This window comes from Veillonella sp. 6_1_27, assembly GCF_000163735.1.
GTDB lineage: Bacteria > Bacillota > Negativicutes > Veillonellales > Veillonellaceae > Veillonella > Veillonella parvula_A.
Map to the genome: position 1 here is coordinate 546,794 of NZ_GG770216.1, position 25,492 is coordinate 572,285.

Genomic DNA, 25,492 nt, shown 5'->3' on the forward strand with positions numbered 1-25,492 from the left:
GCAGCTGACGGCCCTATGCCTCAAACTCGCGAACACATCTTGTTGGCTCGCCAAGTTGGTGTTCCTGCAATCGTAGTATTCTTGAACAAAGCTGACATGGTTGACGATGAAGAATTGATCGAATTGGTAGAAATGGAAGTTCGTGAACTTCTTTCTTCCTACGAATTCCCTGGCGACGAAGTACCTATCGTTGTAGGTTCCGCGTTGAAAGCTTTGGAAGGCGACGCTCAATATGTAGCTAAGATTGACGAATTGATGGACGCTGTAGACTCCTACATCCCAACACCAGTTCGTGACACTGATAAACCATTCTTGATGCCTGTGGAAGATGTTTTCACAATCACTGGTCGTGGTACAGTAGCAACTGGCCGTGTTGAACGTGGTCAAGTAAACGTTGGTGATACAGTTGAAGTAGTAGGCTTGAAAGAAAAAGCTGAACAATACGTAGTAACAGGTCTTGAAATGTTCCGTAAAGTGTTGGATTCTGCAGTAGCAGGTGACAACGTAGGTGCATTGCTTCGTGGTGTTGATCGTAAAGACATCGAACGTGGTCAAGTATTGGCTAAACCAGGTTCCATCAACCCACACACAAAATTCAAAGCAGAAGTATACGTATTGACTAAAGAAGAAGGTGGCCGTCATACTCCATTCTTCTCCAACTACCGTCCACAATTCTACTTCCGTACAACAGACGTAACAGGTGTTGTAAATCTTCCTGAAGGTGTAGAAATGTGTATGCCTGGCGATAACGTAACAATGGAAATCGAATTGATTACTCCAATCGCTATCGAAGAAGGTCTTCGCTTTGCGATCCGCGAAGGTGGCCATACAGTAGGCGCTGGCGTAGTAACAGAAATCGAAGGTTAATACAAGTTTATAGCTCAATGTATCGATACATTAGCTATATAATTGAATTTTAGATTCAATAAAAGGGACCCAATGGGTCCCTTTTATTTTGTATATATTGATGATTAAGAGTATAGAATTGAATCGCTAATATATTGAAACAATGATGATTTTGTAAGGTGACATATACGTTGTATTCAGGCTTCAAAGGATAATCATACTATTGATACAAATTGAGAAGAAATTTTAATATATTGTAACCTTAGATACAACTTTATTTATAAAATTAGTGTATATTATATATGAGGAGAGCATAGGCTCTCTTTTTGTGCTTTTATAGAAAAGGAGGTAATGTGATGGGCGAATACAAAAAGTATTGGATAGCCGTAGTAGCAGTTCTTATTATTGGATTCTCTATTCTTGGCTATTTGGGTACTGATGTATATCATCAAGCGCCACCGGTACCAACCGCGTATGTATCTCAAGATGGACAGGTTTTATTCACTAAGGATGATATCTTACATGGTCAATCGGCTTGGCAATCTACAGGTGGTCAATCTGTAGGGACCGTACTAGGTCATGGCGCATATCAAGCCCCGGACTGGACAGCTGATTGGTTGCACAAAGAAGTGTCCGTAATGCTTGATATCAAGTCTCAAGAAGCTTTTGGTGTTCTTTATGAACAGTTAGGTGATGTGCAGAAAGCGGCTGTTAAAGAAGCAGTTAAAGCAGAGTACTTTAACAGTGCTGTTCGTGAAGATGGAACTGTTGTGCTTTCACCGGAACGTATTACAGCGATGAATTTAACCGGACAATATTTTATTGAACTGTATGGTGATAACCCTAAATTGTCCGAAACACGCGATCATTTTGCGATGAAAGACAATACGTTGCCAGAATTAAAAGATCGTATTGATATGGCACGATTCTTCTTCTGGACTACGTGGATGGCATCGACTCAACGTCCTGGTACAGATGCAACATACACCAACAATTGGCCTCACGAGCCATTGTTAGATCATAATCCAACACCAGAAAGCGTAGCTTGGTCTGTTGTGAGTGTTATTATTTTACTTTGTGGTATTGGTATTGTCGTATGGATGTGGGCATTCGGTCGCAAACAAGATGAACATGAATTAACACCGCCTGCGGAAGATCCAATTTCCAAATTGCATCTCACACCATCTCAACGGTCTTTAGGAAAATATTTATTTACGATTTTGGCATTATTTTTACTCCAACTTGGTATGGGTGGTATCATTGCGCACTACACCGTAGAAGGACAGGCTTTCTATGGCATTCCATTGGCGCAGTATTTCCCATATTCTATTGCTCGTACTTGGCATATTCAAGCATCCTTGTTCTGGATTGCGATGGCATTCTTGAGTGCCGGTTTATTCTTGGCGCCGATTATTAATGGCGGTAAAGATCCTAAGTTCCAAAAATTGGGCGTGGATATTTTGTTCTGGGCACTCGTTGTGTTGGTAGTGGGTTCCTTTACAGGTACATATTTAGGTGTTGCTCATGAGATTCCGGCGTCTCTAAACTTCTACTTGGGTCACCAAGGATATGAGTTTATCGAGTTGGGGCGCGTATGGCAATGGATTGAATATATCGGCATTCTATTTTGGCTTGTACTCATGGTGCGCAGCATCATTGGTGCTTTCAAAAATAAAGGGGATAAAAACCTTATTGCTGCCTTTATTTTCTCCGTTGTGATGGTCGGTATTTTCTATGGACCAGGTCTTTTCTACGGAGAACACAGCCACTTGGCAATCATGGAATACTGGCGCTGGTGGGTTATTCACCTTTGGGTAGAAGGATTCTTTGAAGTATTCTCTACTACGTTGATGGCCTTTATTTTCGTAACACTTGGTCTCGTATCTTACCGTGCAGGTACCATAGCAGCGATTTCGTCTGGTGCTATTTACCTTATCGGCGGTATCCCTGGTACATTCCATCATCTTTATTTCACCGGTGTTACATCGACTATCGTGGCCACAGGGGCATCGTTCTCCGCGTTGGAAGTAGTGCCTCTTGTACTCTTGGGATATGAAGCGTTTGAAAATTATACACGTCTTCATAGTGCTCCTTGGATGCATCGACTAAAATGGCCTGTATACTGCTTCATTGCCGTATCCTTCTGGAACTTGGTGGGTGCAGGTATCTTCGGCTTCTTAATTAATATGCCGGTTTCCTTGTTCTATATTCAAGGTCTAAATACGACAGCTGTTCATGCTCATACGGCGTTGTTCGGCGTATACGGGTTCTTGAGTTTAGGCTTTGTATTCCTCATCGCTCGTTATATTCGACCTGAAGTGGAATTTAACGACAAGTTGATGAAATTCGGTTTCTGGGCATTGAATTGGGGCCTTGCGTTAATGGTTCTCATCAGCCTATTGCCAATTGGCTTGATTCAAAGTTGGGCAAGTGTTACACAAGGCTTATGGCTCGCTCGCAGCGAAGATTTTATGCAACAACCATTGTTACAAAATTTGCGTTGGCTTCGTATGGTTGGTGATACCATCATGATATTGGGGGCATTGGCCTTCTTCTGGCAAATCGTGAAAGTAACTTTCACAAAGAAACAGTAATAAACAAAGCAATAATAGTAAATATGTAAATATAATATTAAATATAATATATAGACATATAAGCTAACTATAAGCTAATATGACATGGCGTTCTTTGGGTAGACAAGGGGCGCCATTGTCTGTTATACTATCCATGTCAGGCATACGTGCCTGGCTTTTTTGAGTTGCTTAATTTCTTGACATCGCTTGCTACGTATGATATAGTTTTTTAGTATGTAGTCGAGCGTTTTCGAGTACAAGAGACAGATTAGTAAATATAAAGCGAGGTGTATCCGGATGCGTAATGCCATTACTTTAGCTTGCACAGATTGCAAACAACGCAACTATCAAACGAACAAGAATAAAAAGAACAATCCTGATCGTATTGAAATGATGAAATATTGCAAATTCTGCGGTAAACATACATTACACCGTGAAACAAAATAATTCTTATCATTCATTACCTGTTGATTTGAGGATGTGAAACACAATGGCAAAGTCTAACTCAGCAGTGCAGCAGCGTGGTGGATTTGGAAAATTCTTCCGCGGTGTGAAAGCTGAACTAAAAAAAGTAGTCTGGCCAACAAAAAAAGAGCTTATCAATTACACAATAGTAGTATTCTTAGTGACCATATTCATCGCTTTGATTATTTCTGTGCTTGATGGACTCTTTGCCCAACTTTTTAATACGTTGTTGCACTTTGTTGGATAAGGGGGGCCATTACATGGAAGCAGATAAGAAGTGGTATGTAATTCATACCTATTCAGGCTACGAAAATAAAGTAAAAACCACTCTTGAACTTAAAGTTCAATCTATGGGGCTACAAGATGTGATCAGCCGAATTTTGGTGCCTCTTGAAGACGAAATAGATGAAAAAGATGGGGTTAAAAAAGTAGTAAAACGTAAGATATTTCCTGGGTATGTATTGGTGGAAATGGAAGTTAATGACCGTTCTTGGTATGTTGTACGCAACACGCCAGGTGTAACAGGTTTCGTTGGCTCTGCTACAAAACCAGTTCCACTTTCTGATTCCGAAGTAGAACATATACTTAAGTCTCAGGGCTTGGATAAGAAACCAACCATTAACGTTGATGTAGAAGTTGGTGAAACGGTTCGCATTACGTCCGGTGCCTTTGAAGATAAACTAGGTGTTATTACCGAACTTAACCCTGATAAAGGAACATTGAAACTTAGCGTAGAAATGTTCAATCGAGATACCGAGGTAGAGTTAGAGTTCTCTCAAGTTGAGAAAGCTCTTTAATATATAAATATAATAATATAACTCTAAAAAGAGCAATCGATTTTGGTTGCCAGTGGGAGGATATATATCCGTTACCACCACAGTATAAGCATAGGAGGTTTAATTACCCATGGCTAAGAAATTAGTTAAACAAGTAAAACTACAAATTGAAGCCGCTAAAGCTACTCCAGCACCACCAGTTGGTCCTGCACTAGGTCAAGCAGGTGTTAACATCGTTGCTTTCACAAAAGAATTCAACGAACGTACTGCTAAACAAGCTGGCTTAATTATTCCAGTAGTTATTAACGTATATGAAGATCGTAGCTTCGACTTCATCACTAAGACTCCACCAGCTGCAGTATTGTTGAAAAAAGCTGCAGGTATTTCAAAAGGTTCTGGTGTGCCTAACCGTGATAAAGTAGCAAAAGTAGGTCGCGATAAAGTTCGTGAAATTGCTGAATTGAAAATGCCTGACTTGAATGCTAATACCGTAGAACAAGGTATGCGCATGGTGGAAGGTACTGCTCGCAGCATGGGCATTGAAATCGTTGACTAATAAGCGTACGACTTGCGCATAAGGCGCAAATCGGTGGGAGGGAATTCCCGTTTGACCACATAAGGAGGATATTATAATGGCAAAAGTAGGTAAGAAATACGCTGAAGCAGTAAAACTTATTGAAGCTGGTAAATTCTACGAACCAGTAGAAGCAATTGAGTTGGTTAAGAAAACTGCAACTGCAAATTTCGATGAAACAGTTGAAATTGCTTTCAACTTGAATGTCGACCCTAAATACGCTGATCAACAAGTTCGTGGTGCAGTAGTATTGCCTCATGGTACTGGCAAAACTAAACGCGTTCTTGTATTCGCAAAAGGCGACAATATTAAGGCAGCTGAAGAAGCTGGTGCAGATTTTGTAGGTTCTGAAGAGTTAGTAGCTAAAATCCAAGGTGGTTGGAGCGACTTCGACGTAGTAGTTGCTACACCAGACATGATGGGTCAAGTTGGCCGTCTTGGTAAAATTTTGGGTCCTAAAGGCTTGATGCCAAACCCTAAAGTTGGTACAGTAACTCCAGACGTTGCTCGTGCAGTAAACGAAATCAAAGCTGGTAAAATCGAATACCGTACTGATAAAGCAGGTATTATCTCTTGCTCTATCGGTAAAGCATCTTTCGATGAAGAAAAATTACTTGACAACTACCGTACAATCGTTGATACTATTATCAAGGCTAAACCTGTAGCAGCTAAAGGTCAATACATTAAATCTGTAACCTTGTCCGCTACAATGGGCCCTGGTGTACCTTTGAACGTGTTCAAATTGAGCACTGTTTCCAAAGAGCAATAATTAAATATGTCTCTTAGCTGTAGACGGCTGGTATGTATAATGGATGAAAATCCGCCCGCTGAGGCTGACACTAGAACAACCTAGGACTAGTTACGACCTCATCGCGTGCGATGGGGTCGTTTTTACGCTAAGATAGTACATAGAGCACCAAAAAAATCTACAAGGAGGTAATCTAATGGCTGTCACTGAATCAAAAAAAGCAATCGTTGCTCAAATGAAAGAAACTCTTTCTGAAGCAAAAGGTGCTGTATTGATTGGTTACTCTGGTTTAACTGTTGCGCAAGCAACTGATCTTCGTCGCAAAATGTTGGCTGAAGGTGTTGAATACAAAGTAATCAAAAATACTTTGACTCGTATCGCTGCAAACGAATTGAATCTTGAAGGTTTCGCTGAGCATTTAGAAGGTCCAACTGCGTTGGCTACTTCTAAAGACGATGCTGTTGCACCTGCTCGTGTAATTGAACAATTCATCAAAGCAACTGAAAAAGAAGTTGTAACAGTTAAGGCTGGTATCGTTGAAGGCGAAGTTATGGACGCAGCAGGTGTTAAAGCAATTGCATCTCTTCCAAACCGCGAAGGTATGCTTTCCATGTTGCTTTCCGTATTGCAAGCTCCTGTTCGCAATGTTGCATACGCTGTCAAAGCTGTTGCAGAAGCAAAACCTGCAGAATAATATTTTTTGCAAAGTATTCGTTGGCCGCTTGAGGCTGGCACTATAAACTAATTTATGGAGGAAATCTAAAATGGCATTGAACATTGAAAACATCGTTGCTGAATTGAAAGAAGCAACAATCCTTGAACTTAATGATCTTGTAAAAGCAATCGAAGAAGAATTTGGCGTAACTGCAGCAGCTCCTGTAGCTGTAGCAGCTTCTGGTGGTGCTGAAGGTGGCGCTGCTAAAGATTCCTTCGACGTAATCTTGAAAGATGCTGGCGCATCTAAAATCAACGTAATCAAAGTTGTTCGTGAAGCAACTGGTCTTGGCTTGAAAGAAGCTAAAGCTATCGTTGACGGCGCTCCTGCACCTGTAAAAGAAGGCGTTGCTGCTGAAGCTGCTGAAGCTTTGAAAGCTCAATTAGAAGAAGCTGGCGCATCCGTAGAATTGAAATAATTCTAACCATATTAAAGGCGTACCCTATGGGTACGCCTTTTTTATTGAAGCTTATAAATTGATGCGAGTTTTGTTTTGTTGACTAATTTTGCCTTTGGATACGGTAATGCATTAGAGAAATCCTTGTCATATTTTTTAGGAACGATAACATAGGAACCACGATTATTTGATGTATTACTTAAAAATGTTTCTTTAGTTATTGTAGGCATCAATGTTTTGCCTTCGGTCCATATAGAATCATCTGTCGTATCTACAAAAACTTGGGTAGGTGTAGTGTCCATGTAATATACAATAGAAGTATAGTAACTGCCATATATATATATTGGTTTTGATGTATCTTCGATGAACGTTTTGAACTGTAAACCAGACTGATTAAATAATATCGGTGGTACCGTAATCGTAATAGCCGAGTATAAAGTAATTAGTGGAACTAAAGCATATATTGCTAGTTTAAAAAATGATGTTATGTAGTATCGGCCGATTAAAATCATACATACTATAATAAAGGACCCTATGATTAACGGTTTACTATCAAGACTTTTATCAAAAGCTGTAGCAAATGTAAAAATCAGGTAGTAAATACATAGTGGCAATGTAACTACATAATTAAACTTTTTGAATGATTGAGTAAATTCACCGGTCTCTTTGTCAGTAATTAATTCACAAATTTTTATAGCCGCCCATATTATACAAGGGATAATGGCAGGTAAGGTATAAGTTAGATACTTTGTAGCTACTAGAGAGTAGAAGAGTACTATAACTATAAACCATATAATACCTAATAGATCAAATTCATCTTTCCAGTCAATATCTTTTAAATGATAGACTGTTAGCGGTGTCCAGGGTAATAGTGAAAGGGGCACAATTAATAGGTAGTAATACCATACATTAAATTTAGGATGCTCGGATACAAGGGCTCGATCTACATTGTGTAGACCTAAAAATCCAGAAATAAACTGCTCACCGTGAATGGAATACATAGCAATATACCAAGGGCTAGCTATCGCTATAAAGCCTAATAGTCCCAAGGGATTAAATAGTAATTTTATATCCTTTAAAAGCTGATATCTTTCATCTTTTCTATGGATGGCGTAGCGTGCACATATATAAATAAGTAATATCAGCCCAGGTAAGATAATGCCTATAGGTCCTTTGGTAATTACAGCTAAGGCCGCAGCAATGTAAGCTTTCACCATAGCTGACTTGTCATTGTTGGTAAATGCTAAATAACTATATCCAAATATAGCTAGGGTGAAGAGAAATAGAAATCCGTCGGTTATAATTGCATGAGATATGTACCAAAACTGTAGTGTACTCATTAATAGAATAGCACAGAGTACACTAGCAAAAGTATTTTTAGATATGCGGTAAATTATATGATACATTAGGGCTACGCTGGCTCCCGCAACAAGCGTATTCGGTATACGAGATGTAAAGTCTGATATGCCAAATAGTTTGTACGTAATCATAAGTGCCCAATAGGTGAGCGGTGGTTTATCATACCATACGTGATCGTATATCATAGGGGATATCCATGAGTTATGTTTTAGCATGGTGATGGCGGAGAGAACATAGTTGGACTCCACCGGATCAGTGATTGGCAAATAGGCATTATAAAAGCCGTAGCTCAAAACGGTTAATAAAAAGAGCGCACCTATGCGCAGCATGTGATTGTTAATCATAGTTACTCCTTACTTACATAGTTTATATTATTGTACTATAGGGCGTGTAATATTTAAACCAATCAAAGATAAAAACATAGCCTTTATAAATATGGAGATAATATGGAGATAATATGGAGATAGTTACAAAAAAATAATTATTTATGAAATAATATATTGTATAGAATATTGTTTATTCGGAATACATGAAATGACTTTTATGTATACAAAATACATGCTATAATGAGCGCATAAGATAAAACCGTTTCATTAAACTATCATCTAATATATGAAATAGTGGAAAGAGGATCTATTATGAGAAAAGAACATGATTTCCTAGGTGAATTAGAAGTAGCGGATGAGTTATATTATGGTGTACAAACGATTCGTGCCTTAGAAAACTTCCATATTACAGGGAAACATTTAGACCAAGATTTTATTAAAGCTCTAGCGATGGTAAAAAAAGCATCTGCTTTAGCTAATATGAAAACAGGTCGTCTCAATGTATCTATCGGTAAAGCGATTGTTCAAGCAGCTGATGAAGTTATTGCAGGTGAATTTGCTGACCAATTTCCAGTTGATCCAATTCAAGGCGGTGCTGGCACTTCTGTGAATATGAATATGAATGAAGTGTTGGCAAATCGTGCTTGTGAAATTTTAGGCCATCCAAAAGGTAGCTATGATATTGTAAGCCCTAACAATCACTGTAACATGGCACAATCTACAAATGACGCCTTCCCAACAGCGATTAAAGTTTGTGCAATTTTGAAATCTAAACCGTTACTTGAAGCTTTGCAACGTCTTGTTGATGAGCTTGAGAAAAAAGCTGAAGAATATAGTGAAATTTTAAAAATGGGGCGTACTCATTTACAAGATGCGGTGCCTATTACATTGGGACAAGAGATGGGCGCTTATGCATCTGGTATTCGTCGTGGTATTAAACGTATTAAATCTGCCGTTGAAGGTGCACATGTAATCAACATGGGGGCCACTGCAGTTGGTACAGGCCTTAATGCTGAACCTAATTATATTCATGATGTAGCGTACGAATTAAGCGAAGTAGTAGGCGAACCGTTCTACACTGCGGAGAATTTAATCGATGCCACAAACAATACAGATGTATTTGCTGATATCTCTAGCGGTTTGAAGGTAACTGCACTTGTGTTGATTAAGATGGCAAATGATTTCCGCTTAATGGCATCTGGACCTCGCTGTGGCATTGGTGAATTAAAATTGCCTGCCCGTCAACCAGGCTCCTCTATCATGCCAGGAAAAGTAAATCCTGTTATCGCTGAAGTATTGAATCAAGTGTGTTACCAAGTTATCGGTAATGACCTTACTATTACATTAGCTGTAGAAAATGGTCAATTCGAGTTAAATGTTATGGAACCTGTATTGGCATACAACTTGTTCAATAATCTTTGCTATCTCAAAAACGGTGTAAATACATTCGTTGATAAATTGCTTGTTGATCTTGAAGTAGACCGTGAACAATGCGAGTACTGGTTGAATCGTTCCGTTGGTATCGTAACAGCATTGTTGCCACATCTTGGCTATGAAACAGCTTCTGCATTGGCGAAAGAAGCGTATGAAACAGGTCGAGCTATTCGCGATATCATCTTGGATCAAGGTTTATTGACTGAGGATGAAATTAATCATATTCTTTCTCCTAAAGAAATGACTCGCCCTGGTATCGCTGGTGCGAATCTTTTAAAACAAAAAGGCAACTAATTTATGGTTCTCTTTTGATACATGAATAAAGCATGAAAATGAAAGACTGTCAACCCTTTTGGTTGACAGTCTTTTTTAATACTGATAGAATTATATATTGCAAAAGTAGCGTTTTCTGCTTTTGGATGTAAAAACTATAACACAAATAGTGATGAGGTTTTCTTCCAAGGTTGTGCTTGGTTAATGGGAAGCAAGGTTATTTTAAAAATGAAATGGACCTTGCTTTATTTGACGTTGCCCGAGCAGGAAAACTGAGACCTGTAAGATGTCTTTTTCATGCCGTTATAGAAAATGGTAGACCAGTGTGTTTTGATAGGGGTGAAAGCAAATATGTTCAAACCTGAACAGGTAGGCAAACGAACTCGTTATACGTACGCTAAAATTAACGAAGTTATCAAGATGCCGCATTTATTGGACATTCAACGTAAATCGTATGAGTGGTTCTTGGAGAGTGGTTTACAAAATATTTTCAACGATATTTCTCCGATTAAAGACAATTCAGGTAATCTAGTACTTTCTTTTGAAGGTTTCAGCTTAGGTGAACCTAAGTATGATATTAATGAATGTAAAAACCGTGATGCTACTTACGCAGCACCACTTCGTGTAAATATTCGCTTGGTAAATAATGATCCAGAAAATATGGACATTAAAGAACAAGAAGTCTTCATGGGCGATTTCCCATTGATGACGGATACAGGTACTTTCATCATCAATGGTGCAGAACGTGTTATCGTATCCCAATTAGTACGTTCTCCAGGCGTTTACTACAATAAAGAAATCGATACAATGGGTAACCGTTTGTATGATTCCACAGTTATTCCTAACCGTGGTGCATGGATTGAACTTGAAACAGATGCTAGTGAAGTGGTGGCTGTTCGTATTGACCGTAACCGTAAATTACCAGCTACTGTATTGGTACGTGCATTAGGTTGGGATACGAATGAAAGTATCCTCGACCTCTTCTGGAATGGTAAAACTGATGAGGATGGTTTACCAGTATATGATGAACGCATCGTTCGTACATTAGAAAAAGATACAACTCAATCTGCTGATGAAGCATTGGTTGAAATCTATAAAAAATTACGTCCAGGCGAGCCTCCGACTGTAGAGTCTGCTCGTAACTTGTTCGATAACTTGTTCTTCGATGCACGCCGTTATGACTTAGCGCGCGTTGGTCGTTATAAATTGAACAAAAAACTTGGCTGGCGCCAACGTATGTTGGGTCAAACATTAGCTCAACCAATTGTAGATCCAGAAACTGGCGAAATTATCCTTGATGCAGGCGTACAAGTTGGGGAAGAACAACTTGATATCGTTGCTAATAGCCATGTTTTCGATGGTGAAGGTTTTGCTGAATTCTATATCGTAAATAATGATGGTGTAGAGTCTAAAGTTATCTGTAATAACTGCAACTTACCATATGATCACCGTACAGTAACACGTGAAGACATGATCGCTAACATTTCTTACTTGCTCAACCTTATGGATGGTGCAGGTCATACAGATGATATCGACCACTTGGGTAACCGTCGCCTTCGTTGCGTAGGCGAATTGTTGCAAAACCAATTCCGTATCGGTTTAACTCGTATGGAACGTGTTGTTCGTGAGCGCATGACAATTCAAGAAACTGAATCCATTACGCCTCAAGCGTTGATCAATATTCGCCCTGTAGTGGCAGCTATCAAAGAATTCTTTGGCTCTTCTCAATTGTCTCAGTTCATGGACCAAACAAACCCATTGGCGGAATTGACTCACAAACGTCGTCTATCTGCCCTTGGCCCTGGCGGCTTGTCTCGTGAGCGTGCAGGTTTCGAAGTTCGTGACGTGCATCACTCTCACTATGGCCGTATGTGTCCAATCGAAACTCCAGAAGGTCCAAACATCGGCTTGATTAACTCCTTGTCCAACTATGCAAAGGTAAACGAATTTGGTTTCATTGAAGCACCATACCGTAAAGTAGAAAAAGTGTATGGTAAAGGCAAGGATGCTGATAAAGTTGTTAAAGTGCGCGTATCTGATAGCGTAGTATACATGACTGCTGATGAAGAAGAAGGCATGACAATTGCCCAAGCAAACTCTCCGCTTGATGCAGAGGGGTACTTCACAACTGAACATGTTGCTTGTCGTCGTGGTCATGATGTATTGGAAGTTACACCAGATAAGGTTGACTATATGGACGTTAGTCCAAAAGAAGTTGTATCCATTGGTACAGCTATGATTCCATTCCTTGAAAATGACGATGCTAACCGTGCCTTGATGGGTGCGAACATGCAACGTCAAGCGGTACCACTTTTGCGCGCTCAAGCACCACTTGTTGGTACAGGTATGGAATATACAGCAGCTACTGACTCTGGTGTTTGCGTATTGGCGCGTGAAGCAGGTAAAGTTGTACGTTGTTGGGGTAATGAAATCCACGTTCTTCGCGACAGCGATGGTCGTGTTGATACATACCATTTGAATAAATTCCTTCGTTCTAACCAATCCACGTGCTTTAACCAAAAACCAATCGTCAATCGTGGGGACCATGTTGTAAAAGGCCAAGTATTGGCTGATGGTCCTGCTACAGATGGCGGCGAATTGGCATTAGGTTATAACGTTCTTGTAGCGTTCATGCCTTGGGAAGGTTATAACTACGAAGATGCTATCTTGCTTAGTGAAGAACTCTGCAAAGAAGATATCTATACATCCATTCATATTGAAGAATACGAATGTGATGCTCGTGATACCAAATTAGGTGCTGAAGAAATTACTCGTGAGTTGCCTAATACAGGTGACGACACACTTAAAAACTTAGACGAAGATGGTATTATCTGCATTGGTGCAGAAGTACATCCTGGCGATATCCTTGTAGGTAAAGCTACTCCAAAAGGTGAAACTGAGCTTACTCCAGAAGAACGTTTGTTGCGTGCTATTTTTGGTGACAAAGAACGTGAAGTTCGCGATACTTCTTTGCGCGTGCCTCATGGCGAATCTGGTAAAGTCGTAGATGTAAAAGTCTTCACCCGTGAAAATGGCGACGAATTACAACCAGGTGTAAATAAACTTGTTCGCGTATATATCGCTCAAAAACGTAAGATTCATGAAGGCGATAAAATGGCGGGCCGTCATGGTAACAAAGGTGTCGTTTCTCGCGTTATGAGAAAAGAAGATATGCCATTCCTTCCAGATGGTACTCCAGTACAAATCGTATTGAACCCATTGGGCGTACCTTCTCGTATGAACATCGGTCAGGTTCTTGAAACTCACTTGGGGTGGGCTGTTCAAGGCTTAGGTATGAAAATCAAAGCTACGGACCTCCACATTCAAAACGTGTTGAAAGAAGCCCGTACTGATGCATCTTACTGGGAACAAATCGATGCAATCCGCGACCTTTATGCTCAAATTGAGGTATTGGAAGCGAAAGTTGCGGAAGATGTTACGGTAAATCATTTCGAAGAAAATGAGCAAATCATTGCTTTGAAAACTAAAATTTTAAAACATGTAGAAGCAGCAGCGCAAAAGAAATTGGATGCTATGGGTGGCGAAGCTCGTTTCCAAGAGCTTAAAGCTATTGAAGCTAAATACAATGCACTTCATGTAGAATTCTTTGATTCTGAAGAAGAGGCTCCTGAAATGGATCCTGCGCTTGTAGAAGAATTAGAGGCAATTAGCAAAGTCAAGAATACTCTTAACAACATTCACTCTGCTGAAGAAAAACGCGTTGAAATTCGCAAAGAGTTGGAAAGCCTTGGCTATGATTTTGACAAATATGGCATGCCAAAACCAGATGTAGCAGGTATTCATATTGCTACACCTGTATTTGATGGTGCTCACGAAAAGGACGTATTCGAAACATTGGCGATTGCAGGTCGTCCTGATGATGGTAAAACTGTTCTATATGATGGTCGTACTGGTGAACCGATGGATAACCGCGTTACAGTTGGTTACGTTTACATGCTTAAACTCCATCATTTGGTTGATGACAAAATCCATGCTCGTTCTACAGGTCCGTACTCCCTTGTTACACAACAACCTTTGGGCGGTAAAGCTCAGTTCGGTGGCCAACGTTTCGGGGAAATGGAAGTTTGGGCTCTAGAAGCATATGGCGCAGCCTATACCCTTCAAGAGCTATTAACTGTTAAGTCTGACGACGTTGTTGGTCGTGTGAAAGCATACGAAAAAATCGTTAAAGGCGAAAACATCCCTGAACCAGGTGTACCTGAGTCCTTCAAGGTATTGCTTAAAGAACTTCAAAGTATCGGTCTCGATGTAAAAATCTTGAATGAAGATCAAGAAGAAGTTGTTATGAAAGAACTTGAGGACGAAGATGAGGTGGTAGAAACTGGTATTGAAGAAGTTATGGAAGGCAGTGCTGTAGAAACTGATGAAGTAACTGTAGTAGAACCAGAAGTAGAGGAAGAGGAAGAATTACCAGCTGATAATGGCGGTGAAGATGATATCCTTAGCCAATTGGCGTACCCAATGGGCGACTCCTCTAACGATGAAGACTAAAACTATCTATAAGGAAGGGAGCGATAGTAGTGCTAGACGTAAATGAATTCGATTCCATGCGAATCGGTTTAGCCTCTCCAGAGCAGATTTTATCTTGGTCTCATGGGGAAGTTAAGAAACCTGAAACAATTAACTACCGTACGTTGAAGCCAGAACGTGATGGTCTATTCTGTGAACGCATTTTTGGACCAACAAAGGACTGGGAATGTCACTGCGGCAAATATAAACGCATCCGTCATAAAGGCGTAGTCTGCGACAAATGTGGTGTAGAGGTTACTCGTGCGAAAGTACGTCGTGAACGTATGGGCCATATTCAATTGGCTACTCCTGTATCTCACATTTGGTACTTCAAAGGAATCCCATCCCGTATGGGTCTTATCCTTGACATATCACCACGTTCTTTGGAACGCGTATTATACTTTGCTTCCTACATCGTAGTAGATCCAGCCGGTACACCATTGACAAAACGTCAATTGTTGTCCGAGCAAGAATACCGCGAATACGAAGCTCAATTTAATGAAGACGGTTATACTATCGGTGGTAAATCCGTCGTAATCGAAACAGTGGCTCAACGTAATGAACGTTTAGCTATTGTTCGTGAAGCACAACGCAAAGAGCGCTATAATGCGGCTCTTCGTGATGATGCAACAATACCAGAAGCTGATAAGGAATACGAAGAATTAACTCGCGAAGAACGCTATGAGTTAGGCGCTGCTGAAGAGGTTCTCTTCGCATGTATCGACATGGGTGCTGAAGCGGTAAAAGCTCTCTTATCAGAACTTGATCTTGAAGCATTAAATGCTGAATTGCGCGAAGAGTTGAACACTGCTAGTGGTCAACGTAAAATCCGTGCAGTTCGTCGTTTGGAAGTAGTAGAAGCATTCCGTCAATCTGGGAACCGTCCAGAATGGATGATTATGGACATCGTTCCTGTAATCCCACCTGAATTGCGTCCTATGGTCCAATTAGATGGTGGCCGTTTTGCTACATCTGACCTCAACGATTTATACCGTCGTGTTATCAACCGTAACAACCGTTTGAAACGTTTACTCGACTTGGGTGCTCCTGATATCATCGTGCGCAACGAAAAACGCATGCTTCAAGAAGCGGTTGATGCATTGATTGATAATGGCCGTCGCGGTCGTCCTGTTACAGGTCCTGGTAACCGCCCATTGAAATCCTTGTCCGACATGCTTAAAGGTAAACAAGGTCGTTTCCGTCAAAACTTGCTCGGTAAACGTGTTGACTACTCCGGTCGTTCCGTAATTGTAGTAGGTCCTGAACTTAAAATGCACCAATGTGGTTTGCCAAAAGAAATGGCATTAGAATTGTTCAAACCATTCGTTATGAAACGTTTGGTGGAACGCGGTCAAGCATCCAACATCAAGGCTGCTAAACGCCAAGTTGAAAGAATTGGCCCTGGCGTGTGGGAATCCTTGGAAGAGGTAATTAAAGAACATCCAGTTCTCTTGAACCGTGCCCCTACATTGCATAGACTTGGTATCCAAGCCTTCGAACCAATCCTTTGGGAAGGTCGTGCTATCAAATTGCATCCATTAGTATGTACAGCCTTCAATGCCGACTTTGACGGTGACCAAATGGCGTGTCACTTACCATTGTCCGTAGAAGCACAAGCGGAAGCTCGTACATTGATGCTTTCTAGCCATAATATTTTGTCTACTAAGGACGGCAAGCCAGTAGCAGTACCTTCTCAAGATATGATCTTAGGTACATACTACCTAACAGTTGTACGCGAAGATACTCGTGATAAAGCAAAAACATTTGCTAACTATGATGAAGTTATGCTTGCCTATGAGTCTCATATCATTGGTTTGCAAGATATTCTTTATATCCGTTTACCTGATCATGGCCGTGTAGAAACAACAGCAGGTCGCTTGATCTTCAACAATGCTTTATTCCCAGAATTGTGGCAATACGAGAAACGTGAAGATGGCACTTACTCTTTAGGTAAGGTTATGGATAAGAAAACAGTTGGTAAATTGGTTGATCAATGTTTCCAATTGTTTGGTAATGAAAAAACAGCAGAATTATTGGACCGCATCAAGTCCTTGGGTTACTCCTTCGCTCGTCGCGCAGGTATGACTGTAGCTATTGCTGATATTAAAGTACCAGAAGTTAAAACTAGCTTGTTAGATACAGCGGAACAAGAGGTAGAAAAAGTATCTCGTATGTACCGCCGTGGTCTTATTACAGAAGAAGAACGTTACCGTAAAACTATCCAATTATGGACAAAGGCAACAGAAGATGTTACCGATGCGATGATGGATAATATGGCGTGCGATAAAGACGGCTTTAACCCTGTTTATATGATGGCTATCTCTGGTGCCCGCGGTAATAAACAACAAATTCGTCAGCTTGCTGGTATGCGTGGTTTGATGGCCGATCCATCTGGTCGAATCATTGACTTGCCAATTAAAGCAAACTTTAAAGAAGGCTTGACTGTATTGGATTACTTTACATCCTCTCATGGTGCTCGTAAAGGTTTGGCCGATACAGCGCTTCGTACAGCTGACTCTGGTTACTTGACACGTCGTCTTGTTGACGTATCTCAAGATGTAATCGTTCGTGAGGACGATTGTGACGTTGTAGGTATCGATCTCGTTCGTGAACGTGCTCGCTTGGCTACATCCCCACGTCAAGCATTAGAATTGCTTAAAGATAAACTCATTGGTCGCGTTTTAGATAAAGATGTTGTGAATGCTGAAACAGGGGAACTTGTTGTACCAGCTGAAACTATCTTGGATGAACAATGCTTGGCAGATATTGCTGAAGCTGGTGTTACATCTATCGCATTGCGCGGTGCACATTTGGGCTCTGATAGCGATATTAACCATACTAACTTGGTTCAAAAAATTATTCTTGGTGAAAGCGACGATAGCATCCGTGCAACATTGAAAGAAACTATGGTTCAAAATATGTTGAACAAGGATACTGTACAAGCAATCGTTGACAGCGAAGGGGTAGAAATCTTCCCAGCTGATACACGTCTTACTGAAGAAGGCATCGAAGCTATCCTTAACTCCGATGTAAAAGAAGTACAAGTGCGGAACAATGAAATCCATGGTATTGAAGTGGAAGCTATCGTTGAAGGCACTGGTGTTATCGAGCCATTAAAAGACCGTATCGTAGGTCGTATTGCAGCTGAAGAATTAGTTAACAAGGAAACTGGCGAAGTCATCGTTCCTCTTAATGGTGAAATCACAGAGGCGTTAGCTGATGAAGTTGTAAAACACTATGAAACAGTAAAAATCCGTTCCGTATTGACTTGTCGTAGCCCATATGGCGTATGTCGCAAGTGCTATGGTCGTGATCTAGGAACTGGCAACCAAGTTCAAGTTGGTGAAGCTGTTGGTATTATTGCGGCACAATCCATCGGTGAACCTGGTACTCAGTTGACAATGCGTACATTCCATACTGGTGGTGTCGCAGGTGATGATATTACACAAGGTTTGCCACGTGTCGAAGAATTGTTCGAAGCTCGTAAACCAAAACGTAATGCTATCATCGCTGAAAATGAAGGTACAGTTCGTGTTGTACCTAATGAAGGTAAGAAAGGTACGAACACTATCTTTATCACTGGTGAAGATGGTATTGAACTTGATTACCTCATTCCTTACGGCTCCCGCATCATCGTTAAAGACGGGGATGTGGTATCCTTGGGAGCTCGTTTGACTGAAGGCTCCATCAATCCTCATGACATCATGCGTGTTATGGGTACTGAAGCAACTCAACGTTACCTCGTATACGAAGTACAAAAAGTATACAAATCCCAAGGTGTAGAAATTAACGATAAACATATCGAAGTTATCGTTCGTCAAATGCTTCATAAAGTTAAAATTGAAACAGCTGGTGATGCGGATATGCTTCCAGGGGATATGGTGGACGTTAATACCTTTGACGAAGAAAACCGTCGTCTTACTCTCAATGGTCGTGAAAATGCTACAGGCAAACGCACGCTATTGGGTATTACGAAAGCTGCTTTGGCAACGGACTCCTTCTTGTCCGCTGCGTCCTTCCAAGAAACAACACGTGTTCTTACCGACGCTGCTATCAAGGGTAAAATCGATCCATTATTGGGCTTGAAAGAAAACGTAATTATCGGTAAGTTGATTCCTGCTGGTACAGGCATGAGTCGTTACCGTAAGATTGAAGTTGTAAAAAATACACCTGAAATCATTGATATTACGGAAGAGGTTATGTCTGAAGATTAATTACTTTGGATTAGCCGTTAAGCTATATTAACTGTATAGACTTGTTGCATAGTTGATATTGTGCGACATAATAAAAAGGGTGCACCTGCGAGGTGCACCCTTTTGTTATAGGTATTATTGGTTTGAGAGATATATGTGTATGAGCTCTATGATTATATGTCTCTATAATTATAGGTTTATATAAATTGAGGATTTCATGATATGTGTTAGTATCAGTTTGTTAAATAAAATGATACTTTGTTAAGGTTGTGGTATGAAAACTATTCAGCTGTTTCTTCCGCGTCATGAGACATGATGTCATAACCGACGTCATCCGATAAAGTAAGATATCGTTCGTACTGACGAATGATATCGGTAATGATATCCTCCCGTGTCATATACTGCGCATCGTATCCGGCGCGTCCGTCACTGAAATATGTCATAGGAATTGCGTTGGTACTTTCAGTAATGTGAGGAATGTTAGGATCTTCGATGAGATGATCCGATACCTCTTGCGTAACGAGTTTGATGCCATAGGTAAAGTTGCGCATTGATTCTTTTTCGATGGTTAACTCTACGGAGGCGTCGTTACCATTGAAATGTTTGTCAATTCTCGTAGTTAATCCGTACTCTTCGGTTAATTCTTTATTGAGCTGATACATAGCAGGCAATGCTGTTGTTTTCATAAAGGAAATAACATCTTCCGATTGCGTTTGGTTGAGTATTTTGGCAAGACCTTGTTTCCAGTTCTTGCTGTCCCAGTAGATGGATGTGGTTGAAAGTTTTGTGTTAAAGTATTGCGTATCTGTTAATAATCCTTGCCATAAGCTGTAGCACATGATAACCATCAAGGCTGCAAATGGTAAGGCGAGAATGAGCGTTACCGATTGTAGTACATTAAGCCCACCAATGCTGAGCAAACTGATGGCAAGAAAGGACATTACAGAGCCCCACATTAAGCATTGCCACTTTGGAGATGAAGTGGATTTATCATAGGCCGCAATATTATTTAACACATAAATGCCTGAATCGGCAGATGTGATAAAAAATAATGCTAATACGATAATTGATAGAAGACTAGTTAAACTGGATAATGGTAAATATTCAAGGAATGCAAAGAGTAGTTGTTCTGGTTTATCGGTTAATGCACCGAGTGCACCGTTTGCTACTGTTTCATCGATATAAATTGCAGTATTACCAAAGATAGTAAACCAAACGATAGTAAAAACAGTTGGAATAATGAGTACCCCAAAGATGAACTCTCGAATAGTCCTACCTTTTGAAATACGCGCAATGAACATGCCCACAAATGGTGCCCAAGATAACCACCAAGCCCAGAATAGTATGGTCCAGCTGAAGAACCATGGACGGGTTTCTGGTGTATAGATAGATGTATAGAAGCTTTGCCCTAAAATATGTGATAGATAGTATCCAAAGTTTTCTACCATTGTATTTAATAGGAGTAATGTAGGACCTGCACAGAGTACAAAAAGCATTAAGACTAATGCAACAGATATATTAATTTCGCTGAGCAGCTTAACGCCTTTATCAATACCTGTAACAGCAGATAGAACGGCAATGGACATAATGATGATAATGATGACCGTTTGGGCGGAAAAGTCATTAGTGGAGATGATATCAATATATAGGAACCCTGCACCTAGTTGGGCCGCACCAAATCCTAAGGTGGTTACGATACCTAATAAAGTTACACAAAGTGCGATGATATCGATAATGTGCCCTCGTGGGCCATTGATCTTATCCTTCCACAGCGGATAGAAACATGAACGTAGTGATAAAGGCAACTTATAGCGAAAACCAAAATACGCTAATGCTAAAGCCATAATTCCGTATACCGTCCATGCATTGATGCCCCAGTGGAAGATGGAGCGGAATAACGCTTCCTTGGCGCTAGGAGCACCATCGACTAAGCCTACAGCGGAGTGATAATGTGAGAGCGGTTCAGCAGTACCGAAGAACATGAGACCTACACCTGTACCTGCCGCAAATAACATGGCGAGCCAAGCTGTATAAGAGAATTCCGCTTCTTCATCGTCGCTACCAAGTTTGATGTCACCTAGCGAACTAAGTGCAAGAAAGATATTGAAGATAAAGAAGAGACTTATGGATAAAACATAAAACCAGCTGAAATCTTCAAATATAATATCACGAATCCCTTGGAGGATCGTTTGAGATATTTGCGGAATCAGAAGGGCACATAAGCTCAGCCCTAAGACGATAGACAAGCTACCTATAATTACAGGGGGATTAAAGTTTGAATAACGTTTAATGAGTTTAATCATATAATCTCCTTTCTTTAGTAACTTATAAATACAAATATTTGTTCTGTATTAATTTATATCATAATAAAATGGTGTTTATATTAATTTTGCATAATTGGTAAAAGAAAAAATAATAGCAAATGCATAGAATGATTATTTATACATGAAAATAATAATATATGAATAAAAAATCACTCTTCATTTATAATTTAAGATTGAATGAAACACACGGATGAGTGTACACATAAAATGCAGCTGTAGAGCGGTGTGTGACATTGGAAATTGTTTGACATGGACTGCTGTAATTGATATACTTACATAGTGCTTTAGGCGAGGTATGCCTAATGGGCATAATTTCGTAAGGAGAATTAGTACAATGGACATTGCCCATCTGAAGTCGGTGAACAAAACAATCGGTGCCAAGCAAACGTTGAAACAAATTGCTAAAGGTGCTGTGAAGTACGTGTTCCTGGGTTGTGATAGTGATGAACGTGTGGTACAGCCTTTACGGATTGCTTGTGAAGAACAGGGAATACCTGTGAATGACAAACACACCATGGATGATCTCGGTCGTGCGTGTCGCATTAAGGTGCGGGCCACAGCTGTAGGCGTCCTACGTTAATCTTGGTAATATCCGATGTAACACTTTGTTATGACGGATCAATTATAAATCTCAAATTTGGAAAGGAGGTGCCCAAATGCCAACAATTAATCAGCTAGTACGCAAAGGCCGCATGAGCTTGACTAAAAAGTCTACAGCTCCTGCCCTTCAAGAATCTCCACAAAAACGTGGTGTATGTACTCGTGTGTACACAGCTACTCCAAAGAAACCAAACTCCGCGCTTCGTAAAGTTGCCCGTGTACGTTTGACAAACGCTATTGAAGTAACTGCTTACATCCCAGGCATTGGTCACAATTTACAAGAACACAGTGTTGTACTTATCAGAGGCGGTCGTGTAAAAGACCTTCCAGGTGTGCGTTATCACATCGTTCGTGGTGCATTGGATACAGCTGGCGTACAAAATCGTATGCAAAGTCGTTCCAAATACGGCGCGAAAAAAGCTAAAAAATAATTTTAGCCATTAAACGAAATTAACACACATCATTATAAAGGAGGAATTGAACATGCCAAGAAAAGGCCCTGTTCCGAAACGTGATGTACTTCCAGATCCGGTGTACAACAGCAAATTAGTAACACGTTTCATTAACAAAGTTATGTACGATGGTAAAAAAGGCATTGCTGAAACTATCGTATATGATGCATTCGAAATTATTCGTTCCAAAATGGGTCAAGACCCAATGGAAGTTTTTGATCAAGCATTGAAAAATGTTATGCCTGTACTTGAAGTGCGTGCTCGCCGTATCGGTGGTGCGAACTATCAAGTGCCAGTTGAAGTTCGTGCTGATCGCCGTCAAACCCTCGGTATTCGTTGGGTTGTAAATTATGCTCGTCTTCGTGGTGAACGCACTATGAAAGAACGTTTGGCAGGCGAATTGATGGACGCTTTCAACAATGCAGGCGCTGCAATCAAGAAAAAAGAAGATACTCATAAAATGGCAGAAGCTAATAAAGCATTTGCTCATTATCGTTGGTAATAAGAGGTGACAACTGTGGCAAGAGAGTTTTCCTTAGCAAAAACTCGTAATATCGGTATCATGGCTCACATCGATGCTGGTAAAACAACAACTACAGAACGTATCCTCTACTATACAGGTATCGTTCACAAGATCGGCGAAGTACATGAAGGCGCTGCTACGATGGACTGGATGGAGCAAGAGCAAGAACGTGGTATCACAATCACTTCTGCTGCAACAACTTGTCAATGGAAAGAACATCGTATCAATATCATCGATACTCCTGGTCACGTTGACTTTACTGTAGAAGTAGAACGTTCTCTACGTGTACTTGACGGTTCTGTTGCGGTGTTCAGTGCTAAAGGTGGCGTTGAACCTCAATCCGAAACAGTATGGCGTCAGGCTTCTAACTACGGCGTACCTCGTATCGCTTATGTAAATAAGATGGATACTGTAGGTGCTGACTTCTTCAACGTAGTTGATATGATGAAAGCTCGTTTGGGTGCAAATTCCGTAGCTATTCAAGTACCAATCGGTGCTGAAGATACTTTTGAAGGCATCATTGACTTGATGACTATGAAAGCGGAAATTTATAAATCCGATGACGGTAAAGAATATGAAATCACTGATATCCCTGCTGAATATCAAGAAGTAGCAGAAGCTCGTCGCGAAATGATGATCGATGCTATCGCTGAAACAGATGATGATATCATGATGAAATATTTGGAAGGCGAAGAAATTTCTGTGGAAGAATTGAAAGCGGCATTGCGTAAAGCTGTTATTGCTAACCAATTATTCCCAGTTCTTTGCGGTTCTTCCTATAAAAATAAAGGTGTTCAAATGTTATTGGATGCTGTTATCGATTACATGCCAGCTCCAATCGATATCCCACCTATTAAGGGTGTTGTTCCTGGTACTGAAGAAGAAACAACTCGTCCTTCTTCCGATGAAGAACCATTCTCTGCGTTGGCATTCAAAATCATGGCTGACCCTTATGTTGGTAAATTAGCGTTCTTCCGTGTGTACTCCGGTACATTGGAATCCGGCTCCTACGTTTTCAACTCCACTAAAGGTAAAAAAGAACGTATCGGTCGTATTCTTCAAATGCACGCTAACTCCCGTAAAGAAATCGAACGCGTATATTCTGGTGACATCGCTGCGGCGGTTGGCTTAAAGGATACTACTACAGGCGACACATTGTGTGATGAAAAATCTCCTGTAATTCTTGAGTCCATGGAATTCCCTGAACCAGTTATCTCCGTTGCTGTTGAACCTAAAACAAAAGCTGACCAAGAAAAAATGGGTACAGCTCTTGCTCGTTTGGCAGAAGAAGATCCTACTTTCAAAGTTCGTACTGATGAAGAAACAGGTCAAACTATTATCTCCGGTATGGGCGAACTTCACTTGGATATCATCGTTGACCGTATGAACCGTGAATTCAAAGTAGATTGTAACGTAGGTAAACCTCAAGTAGCATACCGCGAAACTATCCGTAAAGCTGTTAAGGCTGAAGGTAAATTCGTACGTCAATCTGGTGGTCGTGGTCAATATGGTCACTGCTGGTTGGAATTGATTCCTCAAGAACCAGGTGCTGGCTTCGAGTTTGAAAACAAGGTTGTAGGTGGTGCGATTCCTCGTGAATACATCGGACCTGTTGAAAGCGGTGTTAAAGAAGCTATGGAATCCGGTGTTATCGCTGGGTACCCTATGGTTGATGTTAAAGTTATCGTATTTGATGGTTCCTACCATGACGTTGACTCCAACGAAATGGCCTTCAAAATTGCTGGTTCTATGGGCTTCAAAGAAGGTGCTCGCAAAGCAGATCCTGCATTGCTTGAACCATACATGGCTGTAGAAGTAGACGTTCCTGAAGAATATATGGGCGACGTTATCGGTGACTTGAACTCTCGTCGTGGTCGCATGGACGGCATGGAAGCTCGTAATGGTTCCCAACATATCAAAGCATATGTTCCATTGAGCGAAATGTTCGGTTACGCAACTGACCTTCGTTCCAAAACGCAAGGCCGTGGTAACTACTCCATGACATTCGATCATTACGAAGAAGTTCCTAAGAAAATTGCTGAAGAAATTCAAGCAAAGAAAAACGGTTAATCTCATATTAGATTAATAGAATTACTATTTTCCTCGGAGGATAATTTAAAATGGCAAAAGAAAAATTTGAACGTACGAAACCGCATGTTAACATCGGTACAATCGGTCACGTTGACCATGGTAAAACTACTTTGACTGCTGCAATCACTAAAGTATTGGCTGAAAAAGGTCAAGCTGACTTCCAAGATTACAGCATGATCGATAAAGCTCCAGAAGAACGCGAACGCGGTATCACAATCAACACTGCACACGTTGAGTATGAAACTGCTAACCGTCACTATGCACACGTTGACTGCCCAGGCCATGCTGACTAT

19 protein-coding genes are annotated in these 25,492 nt (G+C 40.6%); 17 read left to right on the plus strand and 2 right to left on the minus strand.

The window, feature by feature from the left end:
- The 9 genes from tuf to rplL form a co-directional block, all read left to right on the plus strand.
- A partial coding sequence (tuf, locus tag HMPREF0874_RS06320; protein WP_039965249.1) for an elongation factor Tu occupies positions 1 to 867 on the plus strand: 867 nt, incomplete at its 5' end.
- A 335-nt stretch (positions 868 to 1,202) separates the two neighbouring features.
- On the plus strand, positions 1,203 to 3,440 hold the full coding sequence (locus tag HMPREF0874_RS06325) for a nitric-oxide reductase large subunit (protein WP_004693527.1): 2,238 nt from the start codon (positions 1,203 to 1,205) through the stop codon (positions 3,438 to 3,440).
- 276 nt (positions 3,441 to 3,716) lie between these two features.
- A complete protein-coding gene (rpmG, locus tag HMPREF0874_RS06330; protein WP_004693530.1) occupies positions 3,717 to 3,866 on the plus strand; it encodes a 50S ribosomal protein L33 in 150 nt (49 codons plus the stop codon).
- 43 nt (positions 3,867 to 3,909) lie between these two features.
- Positions 3,910 to 4,131, plus strand: a complete 222-nt coding sequence (gene secE / locus HMPREF0874_RS06335) for a preprotein translocase subunit SecE (protein ID WP_004693531.1) — start codon at positions 3,910 to 3,912, stop codon at positions 4,129 to 4,131.
- Between the two features lie 13 nt (positions 4,132 to 4,144).
- Positions 4,145 to 4,681 carry a transcription termination/antitermination protein NusG gene (nusG, locus tag HMPREF0874_RS06340; RefSeq protein ID WP_008602485.1) on the plus strand — a complete coding sequence of 179 codons (537 nt, stop codon included), beginning with the start codon at positions 4,145 to 4,147 and terminating at the stop codon, positions 4,679 to 4,681.
- A 109-nt stretch (positions 4,682 to 4,790) separates the two neighbouring features.
- Positions 4,791 to 5,216 (plus strand): 50S ribosomal protein L11, encoded by a 426-nt coding sequence (gene rplK, locus HMPREF0874_RS06345; protein WP_008602487.1) that lies wholly within the window; start codon positions 4,791 to 4,793, stop codon positions 5,214 to 5,216.
- Positions 5,217 to 5,292: 76 nt separating this feature from the next.
- Entirely contained in the window at positions 5,293 to 6,003 is a 711-nt protein-coding gene (gene rplA, locus HMPREF0874_RS06350) for a 50S ribosomal protein L1 (RefSeq protein WP_004693536.1), read from the plus strand.
- Positions 6,004 to 6,178: 175 nt separating this feature from the next.
- Positions 6,179 to 6,676 carry a 50S ribosomal protein L10 gene (rplJ, locus tag HMPREF0874_RS06355; RefSeq protein ID WP_008602491.1) on the plus strand — a complete coding sequence of 166 codons (498 nt, stop codon included), beginning with the start codon at positions 6,179 to 6,181 and terminating at the stop codon, positions 6,674 to 6,676.
- A gap of 70 nt (positions 6,677 to 6,746) precedes the next feature.
- Positions 6,747 to 7,115: a 50S ribosomal protein L7/L12 gene (gene rplL / locus HMPREF0874_RS06360; protein WP_008602493.1), complete on the plus strand. Its 369-nt coding sequence runs from the start codon at positions 6,747 to 6,749 to the stop codon at positions 7,113 to 7,115.
- A gap of 41 nt (positions 7,116 to 7,156) precedes the next feature.
- On the opposite strand, the gene HMPREF0874_RS06365 is transcribed toward rplL, so the two are convergent.
- Positions 7,157 to 8,797, minus strand: a complete 1,641-nt coding sequence (locus HMPREF0874_RS06365) for a glycosyltransferase family 39 protein (RefSeq protein WP_039965251.1) — start codon at positions 8,795 to 8,797, stop codon at positions 7,157 to 7,159.
- 294 nt (positions 8,798 to 9,091) lie between these two features.
- On the opposite strand from HMPREF0874_RS06365, the gene HMPREF0874_RS06370 reads away from it, so the two are divergent.
- The 3 genes from HMPREF0874_RS06370 (at position 9,092) to rpoC (ending at position 19,230) form a co-directional block, all read left to right on the plus strand.
- Entirely contained in the window at positions 9,092 to 10,507 is a 1,416-nt protein-coding gene (locus HMPREF0874_RS06370; protein WP_004696758.1) for an aspartate ammonia-lyase, read from the plus strand.
- A 330-nt stretch (positions 10,508 to 10,837) separates the two neighbouring features.
- Entirely contained in the window at positions 10,838 to 14,998 is a 4,161-nt protein-coding gene (gene rpoB / locus HMPREF0874_RS06375; RefSeq protein WP_039965253.1) for a DNA-directed RNA polymerase subunit beta, read from the plus strand.
- A gap of 29 nt (positions 14,999 to 15,027) precedes the next feature.
- On the plus strand, positions 15,028 to 19,230 hold the full coding sequence (gene rpoC, locus HMPREF0874_RS06380; protein ID WP_008602498.1) for a DNA-directed RNA polymerase subunit beta': 4,203 nt from the start codon (positions 15,028 to 15,030) through the stop codon (positions 19,228 to 19,230).
- Between the two features lie 260 nt (positions 19,231 to 19,490).
- On the opposite strand, the gene HMPREF0874_RS06385 is transcribed toward rpoC, so the two are convergent.
- Entirely contained in the window at positions 19,491 to 21,512 is a 2,022-nt protein-coding gene (locus HMPREF0874_RS06385) for a BCCT family transporter (protein WP_004696751.1), read from the minus strand.
- A 355-nt stretch (positions 21,513 to 21,867) separates the two neighbouring features.
- Here HMPREF0874_RS06385 and HMPREF0874_RS06390 point away from each other — a divergent pair, with 355 nt between their 5' ends.
- The 5 genes from HMPREF0874_RS06390 to HMPREF0874_RS06410 form a co-directional block, all read left to right on the plus strand.
- Complete coding sequence (locus HMPREF0874_RS06390; protein WP_004693552.1) at positions 21,868 to 22,113, plus strand: ribosomal L7Ae/L30e/S12e/Gadd45 family protein; 246 nt, start codon at positions 21,868 to 21,870, stop codon at positions 22,111 to 22,113.
- Between the two features lie 76 nt (positions 22,114 to 22,189).
- Positions 22,190 to 22,564, plus strand: a complete 375-nt coding sequence (rpsL, locus tag HMPREF0874_RS06395; protein WP_004693554.1) for a 30S ribosomal protein S12 — start codon at positions 22,190 to 22,192, stop codon at positions 22,562 to 22,564.
- Between the two features lie 52 nt (positions 22,565 to 22,616).
- Entirely contained in the window at positions 22,617 to 23,087 is a 471-nt protein-coding gene (rpsG, locus tag HMPREF0874_RS06400; RefSeq protein ID WP_004693556.1) for a 30S ribosomal protein S7, read from the plus strand.
- A 15-nt stretch (positions 23,088 to 23,102) separates the two neighbouring features.
- Entirely contained in the window at positions 23,103 to 25,178 is a 2,076-nt protein-coding gene (gene fusA, locus HMPREF0874_RS06405; protein ID WP_004693557.1) for an elongation factor G, read from the plus strand.
- A gap of 50 nt (positions 25,179 to 25,228) precedes the next feature.
- Positions 25,229 to 25,492: GTP-binding protein (locus HMPREF0874_RS06410; protein WP_008602504.1), on the plus strand; the 264-nt coding region annotated here is incomplete at its 3' end.